16 protein-coding genes are annotated in these 15476 nt (G+C 70.2%); 6 read left to right on the top strand and 10 right to left on the bottom strand.

Annotation, left to right across the window (positions count from 1 at the left end):
- Positions 1–9 precede the first annotated feature (9 nt).
- Genes AB0H84_RS34560 through AB0H84_RS34550 form a run of 3 tightly spaced genes read right to left on the bottom strand, consistent with a single transcriptional unit; the run spans position 10 to position 2113 of the window.
- Positions 10–423, bottom strand: coding sequence for a hypothetical protein (locus tag AB0H84_RS34560; RefSeq protein ID WP_357613795.1), 414 nt, complete (start codon positions 421–423; stop codon positions 10–12).
- Positions 420–1463, bottom strand: a complete 1044-nt coding sequence (locus AB0H84_RS34555; RefSeq protein ID WP_357613792.1) for a CU044_5270 family protein — start codon at positions 1461–1463, stop codon at positions 420–422. The genes AB0H84_RS34560 and AB0H84_RS34555 overlap by 4 nt, the downstream gene beginning before the upstream one ends.
- 2 nt (positions 1464–1465) lie before the next feature.
- Positions 1466–2113, bottom strand: coding sequence for a sigma-70 family RNA polymerase sigma factor (locus AB0H84_RS34550; protein WP_357613789.1), 648 nt, complete (start codon positions 2111–2113; stop codon positions 1466–1468).
- A gap of 206 nt (positions 2114–2319) precedes the next feature.
- On the opposite strand from AB0H84_RS34550, the gene AB0H84_RS34545 reads away from it, so the two are divergent.
- Genes AB0H84_RS34545 through AB0H84_RS34530 form a run of 4 tightly spaced genes read left to right on the top strand, consistent with a single transcriptional unit; the run spans position 2320 to position 4365 of the window.
- Positions 2320–2694: a roadblock/LC7 domain-containing protein gene (locus AB0H84_RS34545; protein WP_357613786.1), complete on the top strand. Its 375-nt coding sequence runs from the start codon at positions 2320–2322 to the stop codon at positions 2692–2694.
- Positions 2695–2697: 3 nt separating this feature from the next.
- Complete coding sequence (locus tag AB0H84_RS34540; RefSeq protein WP_357613783.1) at positions 2698–3558, top strand: hypothetical protein; 861 nt, start codon at positions 2698–2700, stop codon at positions 3556–3558.
- Positions 3559–3587: 29 nt separating this feature from the next.
- Positions 3588–3977 (top strand): roadblock/LC7 domain-containing protein, encoded by a 390-nt coding sequence (locus AB0H84_RS34535; protein ID WP_357613780.1) that lies wholly within the window; start codon positions 3588–3590, stop codon positions 3975–3977.
- Positions 3978–3993: 16 nt separating this feature from the next.
- A complete protein-coding gene (locus AB0H84_RS34530; RefSeq protein ID WP_357613778.1) occupies positions 3994–4365 on the top strand; it encodes a hypothetical protein in 372 nt (123 codons plus the stop codon).
- 91 nt (positions 4366–4456) lie between these two features.
- On the opposite strand, the gene AB0H84_RS34525 is transcribed toward AB0H84_RS34530, so the two are convergent.
- Complete coding sequence (locus AB0H84_RS34525; RefSeq protein ID WP_357613776.1) at positions 4457–4666, bottom strand: heavy-metal-associated domain-containing protein; 210 nt, start codon at positions 4664–4666, stop codon at positions 4457–4459.
- A 147-nt stretch (positions 4667–4813) separates the two neighbouring features.
- Between AB0H84_RS34525 and AB0H84_RS34520 the strand changes: the two genes are divergently transcribed.
- Positions 4814–5956: an FAD/NAD(P)-binding oxidoreductase gene (locus AB0H84_RS34520; RefSeq protein ID WP_357613774.1), complete on the top strand. Its 1143-nt coding sequence runs from the start codon at positions 4814–4816 to the stop codon at positions 5954–5956.
- A 151-nt stretch (positions 5957–6107) separates the two neighbouring features.
- On the top strand, positions 6108–8492 hold the full coding sequence (locus AB0H84_RS34515) for a heavy metal translocating P-type ATPase (RefSeq protein WP_357613772.1): 2385 nt from the start codon (positions 6108–6110) through the stop codon (positions 8490–8492).
- A 285-nt stretch (positions 8493–8777) separates the two neighbouring features.
- On the opposite strand, the gene AB0H84_RS34510 is transcribed toward AB0H84_RS34515, so the two are convergent.
- The 6 genes from AB0H84_RS34510 to AB0H84_RS34485 all read right to left on the bottom strand — a co-directional run bounded on the left by AB0H84_RS34510 (position 8778) and on the right by AB0H84_RS34485 (position 14864).
- A complete protein-coding gene (locus AB0H84_RS34510) occupies positions 8778–10982 on the bottom strand; it encodes a heavy metal translocating P-type ATPase (RefSeq protein ID WP_357613769.1) in 2205 nt (734 codons plus the stop codon).
- Positions 10983–11010: 28 nt separating this feature from the next.
- The gene (locus AB0H84_RS34505; protein ID WP_357613766.1) at positions 11011–11976 is read right to left on the bottom strand and encodes a hypothetical protein; all 966 of its coding nucleotides are present in this window, start codon (positions 11974–11976) and stop codon (positions 11011–11013) included.
- A complete protein-coding gene (locus AB0H84_RS34500) occupies positions 11973–12185 on the bottom strand; it encodes a copper ion binding protein (protein WP_357613763.1) in 213 nt (70 codons plus the stop codon). The genes AB0H84_RS34505 and AB0H84_RS34500 overlap by 4 nt, the downstream gene beginning before the upstream one ends.
- A gap of 33 nt (positions 12186–12218) precedes the next feature.
- A complete protein-coding gene (locus AB0H84_RS34495) occupies positions 12219–12500 on the bottom strand; it encodes a metal-sensitive transcriptional regulator (protein WP_357613760.1) in 282 nt (93 codons plus the stop codon).
- Positions 12501–12593: 93 nt separating this feature from the next.
- Positions 12594–13991, bottom strand: coding sequence for an MFS transporter (locus AB0H84_RS34490; protein WP_357613757.1), 1398 nt, complete (start codon positions 13989–13991; stop codon positions 12594–12596).
- Between the two features lie 237 nt (positions 13992–14228).
- Positions 14229–14864 carry a DUF305 domain-containing protein gene (locus tag AB0H84_RS34485; protein WP_357613754.1) on the bottom strand — a complete coding sequence of 212 codons (636 nt, stop codon included), beginning with the start codon at positions 14862–14864 and terminating at the stop codon, positions 14229–14231.
- Positions 14865–15476: the final 612 nt, after the last annotated feature.

Below are 15476 nucleotides of genomic sequence, written 5' to 3'. Positions count from 1 at the left end.
TGCTCGAAGTCAATCCGCGGCCGCGGCGTCCAGGGCCGGCGGCCTTGGCCGCCCGGAAGTACGGAGCAGCATCAGCGCCGCGGCGTATGCCGCCCCGTACCATGCGGAGAACCAGCCGCCTCCGATCACGGCGGCGGTGAGGCTGATCGCCGAGACCGCGGCGAGCAGCAGCGCGCCGGCGGTTCGCTCCCCCGCCACGTGCGCCGCCACCCCGGCCGCTCCCAGGACGCCCGAGGCGGCGAGGAGATCCGTCACCAGCCACGCGTCGAGCAGTCCCGCCCGCGCCAGCAGGTCGAGCAGCGGCGGCGGGAGCCACGGCGTCCAGATCCAGCCGGGCCCGCCGGCCAGGTTGGCGGCCGAAGGGACCGCCAGCAGCAGCGACGCCCCGGCCGGCGCCCACCCGCGCCGGCGCCCACCGCTCAAGGCCTTACCCCAGGTCGATCGGTGACCCCGATGTCCAGACGGACAGCGAGCGTCAGAATCGTCCCCTTCTTGATCGTGTAGGAGGGGCCCATGTTGATGATCTTCCGGCCGTCTTCCACGCGGACGCCCGGTTCCGGAGCGGTGTGGTCGGCGCCGGCGATGGCGCGCTCGCCCAGGTAGGTGTAGGTGGCGCGGTCGAGCAGCAGTTCGTGGCTCACCCAGCCGTCTTCGACACAGGCCACCGCCACCGCCGGACGCCCATCGACGTCCACCGCTTCGGGGTTCACCGTCACTCCAGGGATCTTGGCCATGGCCCGGTAGACGGCCGCCTCCTGCGCCGGAGGCACCAGGTTCTGGGCGAGCATCGAGCCGAGCAACCGGTAGGCCACGACCTGCCCGTCCGCCCCCAGATTGCGCAGGTCGCCCATGTTCGCGTACACCCACGCCAGCAGCGCGTCCGGATCCGTGGGCAGCGCCGCCACCGTGGCGTAATCCACGGGAGGCATGCCACCGCCGGTAGCCGAGCGAACCAGTTTGCCGTCCTCGTAGAGGGCCAGCTCCTTGCCGTCGGCCCGCGTCCATGCCCGATCCACTCTGCTCTCCAGCGGCGTTCGCGCGGTCTGCACCTCGCCCGGCGCGGCCTGCTTCACGCCCTGCACGCGCGTTGCGATGTAGACCCACTGGTCAGGCCGGGGGGCGGTGAACGCGCGACGCCCAGCGGCCTCGGCTGCCCGGCCGAGCAGCGCCTGGGCGTTGGCGGCGGGCAGCGCCATTCCCGGCACGATCGAGCGCGGCGCCTCGACAGCGGTGGGGTCGACCACCAGCGCGACCGCCGAGAGCACGGCAGCGAGCATGCCGATCGTGACGGCCCGCCGGCCCGCCCTCGGCAGGCGAACGCGCCGTGTTCGCCGAGGCGCAGTCGCCGCGGCCCGTTGGAGGAGCGCGTCCCTCGCGGCGGTACGGGCGTCGGGAGATGGCGGAGCGGGCTGTGGCCACGCCTGGCGGAGCGCCTCCAGATCGGCCTGCGAGTAGTCGCCCATGATCAACGCTCCTTCCTGGTGGGCGCCGCGTCCAGGACGGCGCGGATCTTCGTACGGGCTCGGTGCAGCCGCGAGCGGACCGTGCCCGCCGGCACGCCGAGCGCCCTGCCGACCTCGTCGGAAGTCAGCTCGGCCCAGGCCACCAGCAGCAGCACGTCCCGGTCCCTGGCCGACAGCTCGGCCAGGGCCGCGGCCAGCCGACCGCGCGCGGCGGAGGCATCGAGCGAGTCCGCGACCCGCTCGGCGTGGTCCTCACCGACCTCCCGCACATCCGTCCTGGCCAGCGCCCGGTACTGCCGGATCTCGGTCCGGCGGTGGCGAGAGATCAGGTTCGAGGCGATCCCGTACAGCCAGGGCCGCGCGTCCGGCCGGGACAGGTCATAGGTGTCACGCCGGTCGAACGCGATCAGGAACGTCTCGGCGGCGATGTCATCGGCCAGCGGGCGCGACAGCCGGCGCTCGGCGTAGCCGTGAATGGCCGAGTAGTGGCGGTTGAACAGCGCGGCGAAGCACTCCGGCTGCCGTAAGGAGCGTTCGACGAGCGCGGCGTCAGTCGCCTGTTGCGTCACCTGGGTCATGTCACGGCTCTCGCCGTCGCTCTGCGTGCCATCGGCTGCCTTCTCTTGCGGGATCCATCGTTCCCTGTTCACCGATCGCCCCGAGAGTGTTCACGCCCGAGCGGCGCCGCATCCGTCCAGATTCGCGAAAATAATTCGTAAATAGCATAGAAATGCGTATTGGAGTGGTTTTCCTGCACCCTGGTCGCATAAAAAACAAATCTCGAGTGCTATAGGCAGCTTGAGCGCCATTTATTACCTCTACGCTGTCTCCGTTCCACTGACGGCGAGGAGGTCACGTGCTCGGAATCGACACCTGCCTGGCAGAGGTCATGTCCATACCGGGGGCGCTGGACGCCATGCTGGTCGACCACACCAGCGGCATGGCGGTGGCCTGCAGCAGCACCTCGGTCGTGGACGCCGAACGGTCGGCCGCCGCACTGACGGAGGCGCTGCGGGCCACGACCGACGGCCTTGCCCGCACCTGCCCCGGCGAGGTCGTACGCATCGATGACATGCTCGTCACCACGGACAAGGGTCACCACCTGTTCAGGCCGCTGGAGACGGTCTTCGAGGGGCCGCTTGTCATCTACGTACATCTTGACCTGGAACGATCCAACCTCGCCCTCGCCCGGCACCGCCTGCGGTCCATCTCCAGCCAGCTGACGACGTGAGCCATGACCAGGCTCGACGCACTCCTTGCCGGCCTGGCGCGCGAGCGCTCCACGGGCGCGCTGCGCCTCGGCAGGAACGGCACGATCTTCCTCGCTGACGGGCGCGTGACGTACATGGAGTACGCGCAGACCCCGAACGTCGAGCGCCTGCTCACCGCCAGGGGCCGGACGACGGAGGCGGTGCTGCGGGGGTTCAGGGAGGACGGCGGCTGCGAGCGACTCCTCGCGGAGGGGGCCGTCACCGCCGGCGAACTGCAGTACGCGGTGCTGGGCGTGGTCCTGGACGCGGCCCTCTTCCTGCTCCCGATCAGCGGGACCCGCCCCAAGTTCCGCCCCGGGGAGCAGCACTGGCTCGGGGGGCAATGGTTCTTCGACGTGCCGGGGCTCGTGCGCGAGTGCGAGCGGCGGCGGGCGCGGCTCGCCGAGATCTGGCCGTACGCGGACGTCGACGCGCTGCCGGTGCGACCGGTGGCGTGGCTGCCGGGCGACGGGGTGACGCTGAGCCGGGTCCAGTGGGAAGTGATCGTCGGGGCCGACCGCAAGTCCACGCCCTTGGAGCTGGCCCATCAGCTCGGCCGATCGGGCTACTCGGTCCTGCTGGCGGTCAGGCGGCTGGCGGCCGCGGGCCTGCTCGACCCGCCGGAAGCGGGCCACGCCGCGCCGGCCGTGATGCGCCCCGAGCCGACCGAGGCGGACGAGGAGCCCAGGGCCGGACAGCTGCCGAAGCGGGCGCGCCACCCCTACGCGAGGCCGCCGCACGATCCCGAAGCGCCGGCCCAGCCGGTCGGACCGCCTACCACGGGAGATCCGGCCGATCCGGCGCTGCTGCTGCGGCTGAAGAAGGCACTGGAGGAGCTGCCGTGAGGTTCCCCGGACTCAGGAGGAGGCCGCCCGTGGAGCTGCAGAAACCGATTCTGGAGGAAATGGCGCTCCTGCGGGAGCGCACGCCGGACGTGAACGGAAGCGTCGCCTGCACCGTGGACGGCCTGCAGGTCGCCTGCGACCTCGAAGGAGACCGCGGCGAGCAGGCCGCGGCGTTGTCCGCGGCGCTACTCGCGATGAGCAGGCGGATGCTGACCATGACCGGCCAAGGGACGTTCGAGGAGACCCTCATCTCGGGCGCCGCCGGCTTCGTGGCCTTCTATGCCGCCGGCCCCACGATCGTCCTCACAGTCCTGGCCGGCCCCGGCGCGAACGTCGGGCTGCTGCGGCTGGAGGGCAGGAAGACGGCTGCCGCGGTGGCCGCCGTCGCAGCACGTCAACACCGAACCAGCCCCTGGTAGGGAAAGGGAGGAAGCAATGGCCAGCATGGACGTCTCTCTCAAGGAGATGATGACGATCGACGGCGCGGCCGGAGCGGCGATCGTCGATCACGGCAGCGGCATGGCGCTGGGCACGCTCGGCGGCTCCAAGGACCTGGACCTCCAGGTCGCCGCCGCCGGCAACACCGAGGTGGTCAAGGCAAAGCTCCGCACGATGGACTCGCTCGGCCTCAAGGACAGCATCGAGGACATCCTCATCACGCTGGGCGGCCAGTACCACATCATCCGGCCGATCACGGGGCGTGGGGGCAAGGGTCTCTTCCTCTACCTGGCCCTCGACCGTGCGCGCGGCAACCTGGCGATGGCCCGGCACCAACTCCGGACCATCGAGGAGAAGCTGGAGGTCTGATCCGGACGGCCCGCACCCCTTCGGGTGCGGGCCACCGACCCACATCTCTTCTCCTGTCAGCCCAGGACCCCGCTGCCGGCACCTCGGCGCTTCAGCCGGCGACCACTTCGTACCCGACCTCTTCCACAACGTTCCTGATCTCCGCGTCGTCAAGCGGACCGTCCGAGGTCACCGTCACCTGTCCGGTCGCCAGCTCGACATCCACGGAGGAGACCCCGGCGACCTTGCCGATCTCGGTCTTCACCTTGCCGGCGCACCCGCCGCAGGTCATCCCCGACACCTTGTACGTGCTCGTGCTCATCGCCACATCTCCTTTCCATACCCCCTGTAGGTATGCAGAGGAGACGGTACGCCGTGATCATTCTCAAGGCAAGGTATACGGCCCAGGGGTATGTGAGATCCATATCACATTGCCGCCGTTATACCCCCCATAGGTATGGTCAAAGACATGAGCAGACTCAACGAAATCACCGTTGTCGGCGCTTCGCTGGCGGGACTGCGGGCCGTGCAGGCGCTGCGCCGGGAGGGCTTCGAGGGCGAGATCACCCTGGTCGGCGCCGAGACGCACGCGCCCTACAACCGCCCACCGCTCTCGAAGAGCGTGCTGCAGGGCGACGACGACGTCACGCTCCCCGGCGCGGAAGAGCTCGGCGACCAGTGGCTACGCGGGCGGCAGGCCGTACGCCTTGACGCCCGGAACCGGACGGTCACCCTCGACGACGGCGCCGAGGTCCGCTACGACGGTCTCGTCATCGCCAGCGGCGCGCGCCCGCGCCGGCTCGACGGCGTGCACACCCTGCGCACCCTCGACGACGCGCTGGCACTACGCGCCCGACTGGAGTCGGGACACGAGCACGTGCTGGTCATCGGGGGCGGCTTCATCGGCGGCGAGGTGGCCTCCACGGCACGGCGGCTCGGCAGGAAAGTCACCCTGGTCGACTCGGCGCCGTACCCCATGCACGCCGGGCTGGGAGAGGAGGCGTCACGCTGGCTGGCCGCGCACCACGAGCGGAACGGCGTCGAACTCGTCACGAACGTCCGGGTCACCGCCGTGAACGGCGGCCAGGTACGGCTCGACGACGGCCGCACCATAGCCGCGGACCTGGTCATCGGCGGCATGGGCGTGGCGCCGAACACCGAATGGCTGGACGGCAGCGGCCTGTCCGTGGACGACGGCGTGCTCTGCGAACCGACGCTGTTCGCCGCGAAGTCGACCGACATCGTGGCCGCAGGGGATGTCGCACGCTGGCCGCACGGCCTCTTCGACGGGGAGATGGTACGCATCGAGCACTGGTCCAACGCCAACGAGCAGGGCGCGGTCGCCGCCCGCAACCTGCTGGCCGGGCCGGAGAACGCCCAGCCATTCCTGGACGTGCCGAACTTCGCCACCCATGTGCACGGCGCCCGCATCCAGACGGCCGGACTGCCGCACCTCGCGGACGCGGCGAGCATCGCCGCCGGCTCCCCGGAAGACGACCGCTTCGCCGTGGCCTTCACGCGGGACGGCGTACTGGTGGGCGCCGTCGCGGTCAACTCCCCCAAGGACCTGATCAAGCTCAAGCGGGCGATCACGGCGCGCGAAACGCTCTGACTACGATCACCGACCGGACGCCCCTTGTCGCCCTCGCCCCACGTACGAGCATAAATCGGAGTCCTTGACGTCGCTCTACGACATCTCCGGACACAACGTCTACTATGGCCAATGGTAGATCGAGTGCCACCGGCGGGTATCGAGGAGAGCCATGACGACCGGGGATACCAAAGATCGCAGCACAGCGGTTCTCGACGTGAGCGGCCTGCAGTGGGCCTCGGAGCAGAACGTCGTGCGTGCCGTCCTGAGCCGTCGCCCTGGAGTGATCGAGGTCGAGGTGAACCCGGTCGGGCAGACCGCCACCGTGGTGTTCGATCCGAGGGCCACGTCCTTGGCCGAGCTTCGCCGCTGGGTGCGGGAGTGCGGCTATCACTGCGCGGGGCAGTCCGTGCCGTCGCACGTCTGCGATCCCATGCTGGAGCCCGACCCGCCAGGCGACGAGCACGCGGTTCTGGAGCACGCTGCCGAGCATGAAGCGGCGGCGGGTGCGTCTCCGCACGAGATGACGGGGCACGGCGGCCACGGCGCCATGTCGATGGCGGCCATGGCGGCCGACATGCGCAACCGGTTCCTGGTGGCGGCCGTGCTGTCGGTCCCGATCCTGATCTGGTCGCCCATCGGCCGCGAGGTGCTGGGACTGGACGTGCCGGTGCCGTTCGGGCTGCGCGAGGACGTGTGGGCGCTGCTGCTCAGCCTGCCGGTGATCTTCTACTCGTCATGGATCTTCTTCGACGGCGCCGTACGGGCGTTGCGGGCGCGCACGCTGGACATGATGGTGCTGGTCGCCGTGGCGATCGGAGCGGGCTGGCTGTACTCGCTGTACATCACGCTGACCGGCGGCGGCGAGGTGTTCTACGAGGCCGCGACCGTACTGGCGGCGTTCGTGCTGCTGGGGCACTGGTTCGAGATGCGGGCCAGAGGCGGCGCCAACGACGCCATCCGGGCGCTGCTCGACCTGGCCCCGCCCAAGGCCGTGGTGATCCGCGACGGTGAGCAGGTGGAGGTCCCCACGGCCGAGGTCGTGGCCGGGGACGTGCTGCTGGTCCGTCCCGGCGCGAAGATCGCCGTCGACGGCGAGGTCGTGGAGGGCGAGAGCGAGGTCGACGAGTCGATGGTCACCGGCGAGAGCCTGCCGGTGCACAAAGCCCCCGGCTCCCCGGTGGTCGGCGCGACCATCAACAAGAACGGCACCCTGCGCGTACGGGCCACCAAGGTCGGCGCCGACACCGCCCTGGCCCAGATCGTCAAGCTCGTCCAGCAGGCCCAGAACTCCAAGGCACCCGGGCAGCGCCTGGCGGACCGGGCGGCGTTCTGGCTGGTCCTCGTCGCGCTCATCGGCGGCGGGCTGACGCTGGCGGCCTGGCTGGTGGCGGGCGCAACAGCAGGAACGGCGATGCTCTTCGCCATCACGGTCGTCGTGATCACCTGCCCCGACGCGCTCGGCCTGGCCACCCCAACCGCGATCATGGTGGGCACCGGCCTCGGCGCCAAGCGTGGCGTGCTCTTCAAGAACGCTCTGGCGCTGGAGACCTCGGCCCGCATCCAGACCGTGGTCATGGACAAGACCGGCACCCTCACCAGGGGCGAGCCGGAGGTCACCGATGTGATCGTCGACGGCCTGGCGGAGGCCGAACTGCTGCGGCTGGTTGCCGCCGTCGAGCGGGAGTCCGAGCACCCGCTGGCCGCGGCCGTGCTCCGCTACGCCGACGCGCACGCCCCCGGCGTCCTGCGAGCCACCGGCTTCGAGAACGTCCCAGGTCACGGCGCGACGGCTCAGGTGGACGGGCGTCGGGTCGTGGTGGGCAACACGAAACTCATGCAGGTCGAACGTATCGACCTGGGCGCCCTGGCCGTACGGCGTGAGGAACTGGCGGCGGGCGGGCGCACCGCGGTCATCGCCGCCGTGGACGGGCGCGCGGCCGGGGTGATCGGCATCGCCGACGCCCCCCGCGACAGCTCGGCGGCCGCGGTCGCGGCGCTGCACGAGGCCGGCGTCGAGGTCGTCATGCTGACCGGCGACAACGAGGCCACCGCCCGGCGGATCGCCGATCAGCTCGGCATCGACACGGTGATCGCCGACGTGCTGCCGGGCGACAAGGCCGCCCGGATCACCGAGCTGCAGAGCGACGGACGCAAGGTCGCGATGGTCGGCGACGGCGTCAACGACGCCCCGGCGCTGGCCCAGGCCGACCTGGGCATCGCGATCGGCGCCGGCACCGACGTCGCCATCGAGACCGCCGACGTGGTGCTCATGCGCTCCGACCCGCTCGACGTCCCGACGGCGCTGGCCATCGGCCGCGGCACGTTGCGCAAGATGCGCCAGAACCTGGGCTGGGCGATCGGCTACAACACCATCGCGCTGCCGATCGCGGCCGGCGTCTTCGAACCCGCCTTCGGCCTGGTGCTGCGACCGGAGATCGCGGCCCTGTCGATGTCCGGATCGAGCTTCATCGTCGCGGTCAACGCACTCGCCCTCAAAGGGCTCCGCCTGCCCCGCCCTTCCGCCGCCGCAGACCGAACACCGACTGGGCCGTGACCACCGCTTCCGCACGCCGGCGGCCACACCCTCGCGATCAGCCGCTCACCCTCACCACCCCGGCGCCTGCGGACGGAACGATTTCGACGACATCCCCCGTCCGCGACGCCTCTTCTCTTCCCCCTGGTGGTGGGCGGCTCGGGCTCGACTGCCGCACCCGGCACGCCACCTCCCCATCTCGATCGGACGACGCGACGTCGAGCTGCGGCTCGGCACCGCACCGGGGTCAATGCGCGCAAAGTGGCCGAAGGCGTTGATCGCCTTCGGCCACAGGGAGCGGTTCTGTCACGTGAAGCGGCGTAGCCGCAGGCTGTTGCTGACCACGAAGACACTGGAGAACGCCATCGCAGCCCCGGCGATCATCGGGTTCAGCAGCCCGAGCGCCGCCAGCGGCAGGGCGGCCACGTTGTAGGCGAACGCCCAGAACAGGTTGCCCTTGATCGTCGACAGCGTACGGCGCGACAGCCGCAGCGCATCAGCCGCCACCCGCAGATCACCGCGGACGAGGGTCAGGTCGGAGGCCTCGATGGCGGCGTCGGTGCCGGTCCCCATCGCCAGCCCCAGGTCGGCCTGGGCCAGCGCGGCGGCGTCGTTGACCCCGTCACCCACCATGGCCACGACCTTGCCCTCGGACTGCAACCTCTTGACCACCTCCACCTTGTCGGCGGGCAGCACCTCGGCGATCACCTCATCGATGCCCACCTCGGCCGCCACCGTCCTGGCGACCGCCTCGTTGTCACCGGTCAGCAGCACCGGCGTCAGGCCCAGCGCCCGCAACTCGGCGATCGCCTGCCTGCTGGTGGGCTTGACCACATCGGCCACCACCAGCACCGCCCGCGCCTGGCCGTCCCAGCCGACCGCCACCGCGGTGCGGCCCGCCGCCTGCTCCTCACCCAGCGTGCGCTCCAGCTCGGCGGGCAGGTGCTGCGACCATTCGGCCAGCAGCCGGGGCCGGCCGACCAGCACCGCGTGCCCGTCCACGATGCCCTGCACGCCGAGCCCCTCGACGTTGGCGAAGTCCTCGACCGTGGCGTCGGAGCCGGCTTCGCGGGCGATGGCCTGCGCGATCGGGTGCTCGGAAGCGTGCTCCAGCGCACCCGCCAACCGCAGCACCTCCTCGCGGTTCTCCCCGTCGGCCAGGTGGACGGCGACCAGGGTCATCTTGCCCTCGGTGACCGTGCCGGTCTTGTCCAGCACGACGGTGTCGACCTTACGGGTGGACTCCAGCACCTCCGGCCCCTTGATCAGGATGCCGAGCTGCGCACCCCGGCCGGTGCCGACCAGCAACGCCGTCGGCGTGGCCAGGCCCAGCGCGCACGGGCAGGCGATGATCAGCACCGCCACCGCGGCGGTGAACGCCGCCGCCGTGCCGTTACCGGTGCCGAGCCAGAACCCGAGCGTCCCGACGGCCAGCGCGATCACCACCGGCACGAACACCCCGGAGATCCGGTCGGCCAGCCGCTGCACGGCGGCCTTGCCGGTCTGCGCCTCCTCCACCAGCTTGGCCATCTGAGCGAGTTGGGTGTCCGCACCCACCCGGGTGGCCCGGACGATCAGGCGGCCGCCCGCGTTCACCGTCGCCCCGGTCACCGCATCACCCGGCCGCACCTCCACCGGCACCGACTCACCGGTCAGCATGGAGGCGTCCACCGCCGAACTACCGTCGACGATCACACCATCGGTGGCGATCTTCTCGCCCGGCCGGACCACGAACGTGTCACCCGTGTGGAGCTGCTCGATGGGGATGCGGCGGCCGTCGGCCAGCTCCACCTCCTTGGCGCCCAGCTCCAGCAGCGTCCGCAGCGCCGCCCCCGCCCGCCGCTTGGACCGGGACTCGAAGTAGCGGCCGGCCAGGATGAACGCGGTCACCGCCGCCGCGGTCTCCAGGTAGATGTTGCCCGAGCCGTCCGTGCGCTCGATGGAGAACGCGAACGGGTGCGTCATCCCGGGTGTGCCCGCGGTGCCGAAGAACAGCGCCCACAGCGACCAGCCGAGTGCGGCCAGCGTACCGACCGAGATCAACGTGTCCATGGTGGCGGCGCCGTGCCGCAGGTTCGTCCACGCCGCCTTGTGGAAGGGCCAGCCCGCGTACACCACCACCGGAGCCGCCAGCACCAGCGACAGCCACTGCCAGTTCGTGAACTGCAACGCCGGAACCATCGCCATCGCGACCACCGGCACGCTCAGCACCACCGCGGTGATCAACCGCTCGCGCAGCGGCTTGAGCTCGTCCTGCGGCTCTTCCCGCGCTGGGGTATCGGGTGGAGCGGGCAGTTCGGCGGTGTAGCCGGCCTTCTCCACCTCGGCGATCAGCTGCCGCGGATCCACGCCCTCGGGGAAGGTGACCTTCGCCTTCTCCGTCGCATAGTTGACCGTCGCGCTCACGCCGTCGAGCTTGTTGAGCTTGCGTTCGATCCGGTTGGCGCAGGACGCGCAGGTCATGCCGCCGATCGACAGCTCGACAGCCCTGCTTTCAGTCAGGGACGACATCACGTCTCCTTTCTTCCATGTCCTGCGATCAGTGCGCGTGGTTGCCGTGAGACGGGCCGGCGCTCGGCTCTGCCGTGGGGCGGGGCTGTCCGCTCCCGGCTCGGGCGGTGAAGTCCGCGGTGCGGACCTTGCCGTCGTGCTGGAAGTCCAGGAACAGCCGGTAGCCGCCGCCGCTGGGCACCTCGGCGTAGAAGGTGATCTCCGGTCCGGCCGCCGTCTTGCCGTCGCCCGGCTCGCCATCCGGGTGCACGTGCAGGTAGGCCAGATCACCCGCCCGCAACGCGACCAGATGTCCGTACGCTCCAAGATACGGCTGCAGATCCGTGACCGGCTTGCCGTCCTTGCTCACGCTCAGCGTGAGCTTGCTCGCCTGCCCCGGCACGAGATCACCCGCCAGGGAGACCGTGTAGCCGTCCACCTCGGCCGTCCGAACCACCTGGGGCAGGGGCTGCGGCTTGTAGTCCCCGGCGACCAGCAGGTCCGCGCCGAGCGTCAGGCCGCTCCCGCCCGTGGGAGCGAAGTCGGCGAAGGCCCGGTAAGCGCCCGGGTCGTCCAGCGTCAGCTTCACCGACCACACCCCGTCGGGGGCCATCTCCGGATGTACGTGCTGGAATGTCGCCAGATCCCGCGAGACCACGATGAAGTGCAGCTTCTTGTCGTGCTGGACCTGGTAGTCGGTCACCGGCCTGCCGTCGGGTCCCGTCACGGTGAAGCGGACGTCCGTGGGCTCGCCGGCCTTGATCGTGGTCAAGGGGTTGAGGGTGTAGCCGTTCTGGGACACTTGGAGCCCCCCAGGGGTATTGTCCTGCGCTGTTGCGATGGTCTGCTCATGGCCGCCGTGGCTGTCGGTGGCGGGAGTCGCATGGCTGGTCCCGTGTTCTGACTTCGCCGGGGCCGGGGCAACCTCTCCTACCGCGTTCCCTACGCCCAGGGCGCCGCCGAAGATGACGGCCAGCCCCAGGACATAGGAACCAAGCTTTGCTGCCGCGTTCATGCCGGATTCGCCACCTCGTAGCCCGCTTCCTCCACGGCCGCAACGATCGTCGCCGTGTCCACGGGGCTGTCGCTCTCGACGGTCAGCAGGCCACTGGCCAGGTCGACCTCCACCGAGGTGACTCCGGCGACCTCGCCGACCTCTTCCTTCACCGAGCTCACGCAGTGGCCGCAGGTCATACCCTTGACGGTGTAGGTAGCGGTAGCCATATCGATCAACCCTTTCCGGTGTGTTCGGTGCTGTCAGGAGCGGACGAGCCGCGCAATCGCGTCGGAAGCCTCTTTGACCTTGGCCTGAGCCTCGGGACCGCCCTTTGCCGCGGCCTCGGCCACACAGTGCGCCAGGTGATCCTCCAGCAGAGAGATGGCGACCGACTGCAAGGCACTGGTGGCCGCCGACACCTGCGTCAGGATGTCGATGCAGTACTTGTCGTCCTCGACCATCCGCTGCAACCCGCGCACCTGACCCTCGATCCGGCGCAACCGGCGCAGCTGGTCCGGCTTGCTGTCGCTGTATCCGACCATGTCTCCTCCTTCCGACTCCTTAAACGTACCATACCCCCCTACCGTATTCCAAGTTCCCTCGATCGCCTCTCCCGTGAGCGCTCTTTCACGAGCTCAGTGGAGAGCGACACCTTCGGGCAGATGCGCCTTGCCCTTCGGAACGAGCGCGATCGCGATCAGGGCGGCGATGAGCGCCGTGGCCGCCGCCACCCCGTACGCGGTGGGGAAACCGCCGGCGGTGCCGGTCTCGATGCCGCGCGCGGCGATCGTGGACACGACCGCGACACCGACCGACCCGCCGATCTCGTGGAAGGTGTTGACCACCCCGGAGGCGAGCCCGGCCTCGTGGTGCGAGACGTACCCGAGCGCCGTGGTGGTGGCGGCCACGAACGTGAGGACGATCCCGCCCGCACCGATCGCCAGCCCCGTGACCACCCAGGCCGTGCCGCCCACCAGGGCGAGGACGGTCGTGCCCGCGGCGGCCAGCAGCAGTCCGCCGGCGGCGGCACCCCGCGCACCGTGCCGGTGGATGACGTGCCCGGCCAGGTGCCCGCCCACCCCGCTCACCAGCGCCACCGGCACGAACAGCAATCCGGTGACCAGCGCGGACATGCCCTGCACCCGCTGCAGGTAGAACGAGCCGAGAAAGACCATGGCCAGCAACAGCACGGTGCCGGCCAGCATCAGGAACGCGCCGGTGGCGACCGGCCGGCGGGCCAGGATGCGTACGTCCATCAACGGCTCGGCGGTGGCCCGCTCGACCACCGCGAACACGACGTATCCCACCAGGGCGCCACCGAACGCGAGCAGGGTCGAAGGCGATCCCCATCCGGCATCGCCCGCGTCGACCAGGCCGTAGATGAGGGCCGCGGTCGATCCGGTGGCCAGGACGGCGCCGGGCAGGTCGACGCGCCGCCTGCGTGCGGGACGATCCGCCGCGACCATGCGGGGCAGCAGCACCAGGACGACCAGCCCGACCGGGACGTTGACGAAGAACACCCAGCGCCAGCCGGGCCAGGCGGTCAGCAGCCCGCCGAGCAGCGCGCCCGCCGCGAAGCCGGCCCCGCCGAGCGCGGCCCAGGCGCCGAGCGCCTTGTTGCGTTCGGCGCCGTGGAAGGTGCGGGTGATGGTGGCCAGCGCGGACGGGGACAGCAGCGCCGCGCCCACGCCCTGGGCAAGCCGTCCCCCGATCAGCACGGGCCCGCTGGTGGCCAGACCCGTGACCAGCGAGGCGACGGTGAACAGCGTCAGACCGACCACCAGGATCCGACGGGAGCCGAAGGCGTCACCAAGACGGCCGCCCAGCAGCATGAGCCCACCGAAGCACAGCGTGTAGGCGGTAACGGCCCAGGTGAGCCAGACGCGGTCGAGGTCCAGACCGGAGCCGATGCTCGGCAGCGCCACGTTGATCACTGTGACGTCCAGGATCAGCATGAACTGAGCGACGCAGAGCAGCACAAGAGCGGTCCATCGCCGCGAGTCCGGCGGCGCCGGGTTGGCCGTGTCAGTCACGGGAATCTCCTTAACTCGAACATGGTTGTACGAGTTACTTTAACCACGACTCCCGCCAACCTGAACATCCCTGTACGAATTACTCGCACCTCATGGCAGCCCGCCTGCCATCGCCGCGCTCCCGTGACCGGTGCCACAGCACACGGGGATGATCACGATGACAGCACCCCGATCGCCGGGCGTCGTCACCAACGGGCCCCGTCGGCTGCCCGGTGGCCGGGCAGCCGACAACCACGCCTAGAGCCGCTCGAGGATCTTCTTCATCTGCTCCACCTCGGCCTGCTGGGCAGCCTCGATGGCCTTGGCCAGTTCCTTGGCCGCAGGATCGGCCCCCTGGGACTGCTCGGTACGCGCCATCTCGATCGCCCCGTTGTGGTGAGCGATCATGAGCTGGGCGAACTGCTTGTCGAACGCGCCACCCTTGGCGTCCTCAAGCTTCTTCATGTCCTCCTCGGACATCATCCCGGGCATGTCATGCCCCATCCCGTGGTCCATGCCACTGGACGGCATCGGCTTGCCCCAAGCGGTGAGCCAGCCCCGCATGGTCTGGATCTCCGGATCCTGAGCCGCCTTGATCTTGGCCGCCAGGTCCTTGATCTCCTTGTCAGCCGCCCGCGTGTCAGCCAGCTCGGCCATCTCGACCGCCTGCTGATGGTGCGGGATCATCATCTGCGCGAACATCACGTCCGCGTCGTTGAAGGTGGCGCTCGGCTGGGCACTCGCCGATGTGGCGGCCGGAGCGCTGCTGGACGCGGCGGACATGCCATGCCCGCCCATGGAGCCGCTGTCCGTGCCACCGCAAGCGGTCAGCAGAGCCAGCACCGCACCCGACGTGACGACGACGGCGGGGTATTTCCTGATATTCGTGAACATAGTGGTCTCTCTGGTGATTGGCGGACATGAGCCGATACCTCGGACGACCGCCGGGGCCGCCCGCGGATAGTTCGGCCTATATACGCATCACCGAGAGCCCTGTCAGAGTGGGCGCCAGGCGGCGCGGCGGCGGCCTGGCCACCCCGCCCGCCCACGGCGCTCCACCAGGCAACTCGCCCCGCCACCGCCGCGCCGCGGCCCACGCCGCCGCAGCTAGCAGGGCAACGATCGAGGACAGTACGGCCAGGCACACAGCGCTCGGATCGAGGCTTGGCATGCTGGGCGCATCCACAGCTGGGGTCGTTCCGGCGAGCTCAGCGTGATGCTGCCCGCCGCCATGCGCGCTCACGCCCACGGACATGGTGTACGAGCCGGGCGAGGCAGTCTCACCGTGGTGAGAGCTGAGGTGCCCGAGCGTGTGCATGCCGCAGACACCCAGCACCAGCATCACCGGCAAGAGCCATCGCCGGCCTGGAAGGGGCAGTCGCTGGACCAGCCAGCCCATACGCCCCCTCCCCACGACAAGACCCGATAGCGGCGCCGCAGCACAGCTCCCTTACAACTACGCCTCATAGTACCTAGATACGCGCAGCAGAACGCTCAGGCGCGTAC

This window comes from Nonomuraea sp. NPDC050786 (genome assembly GCF_040654115.1).
GTDB lineage: Bacteria > Actinomycetota > Actinomycetes > Streptosporangiales > Streptosporangiaceae > Nonomuraea.
This window is presented reverse-complemented; position numbering and strand designations above follow the sequence as displayed.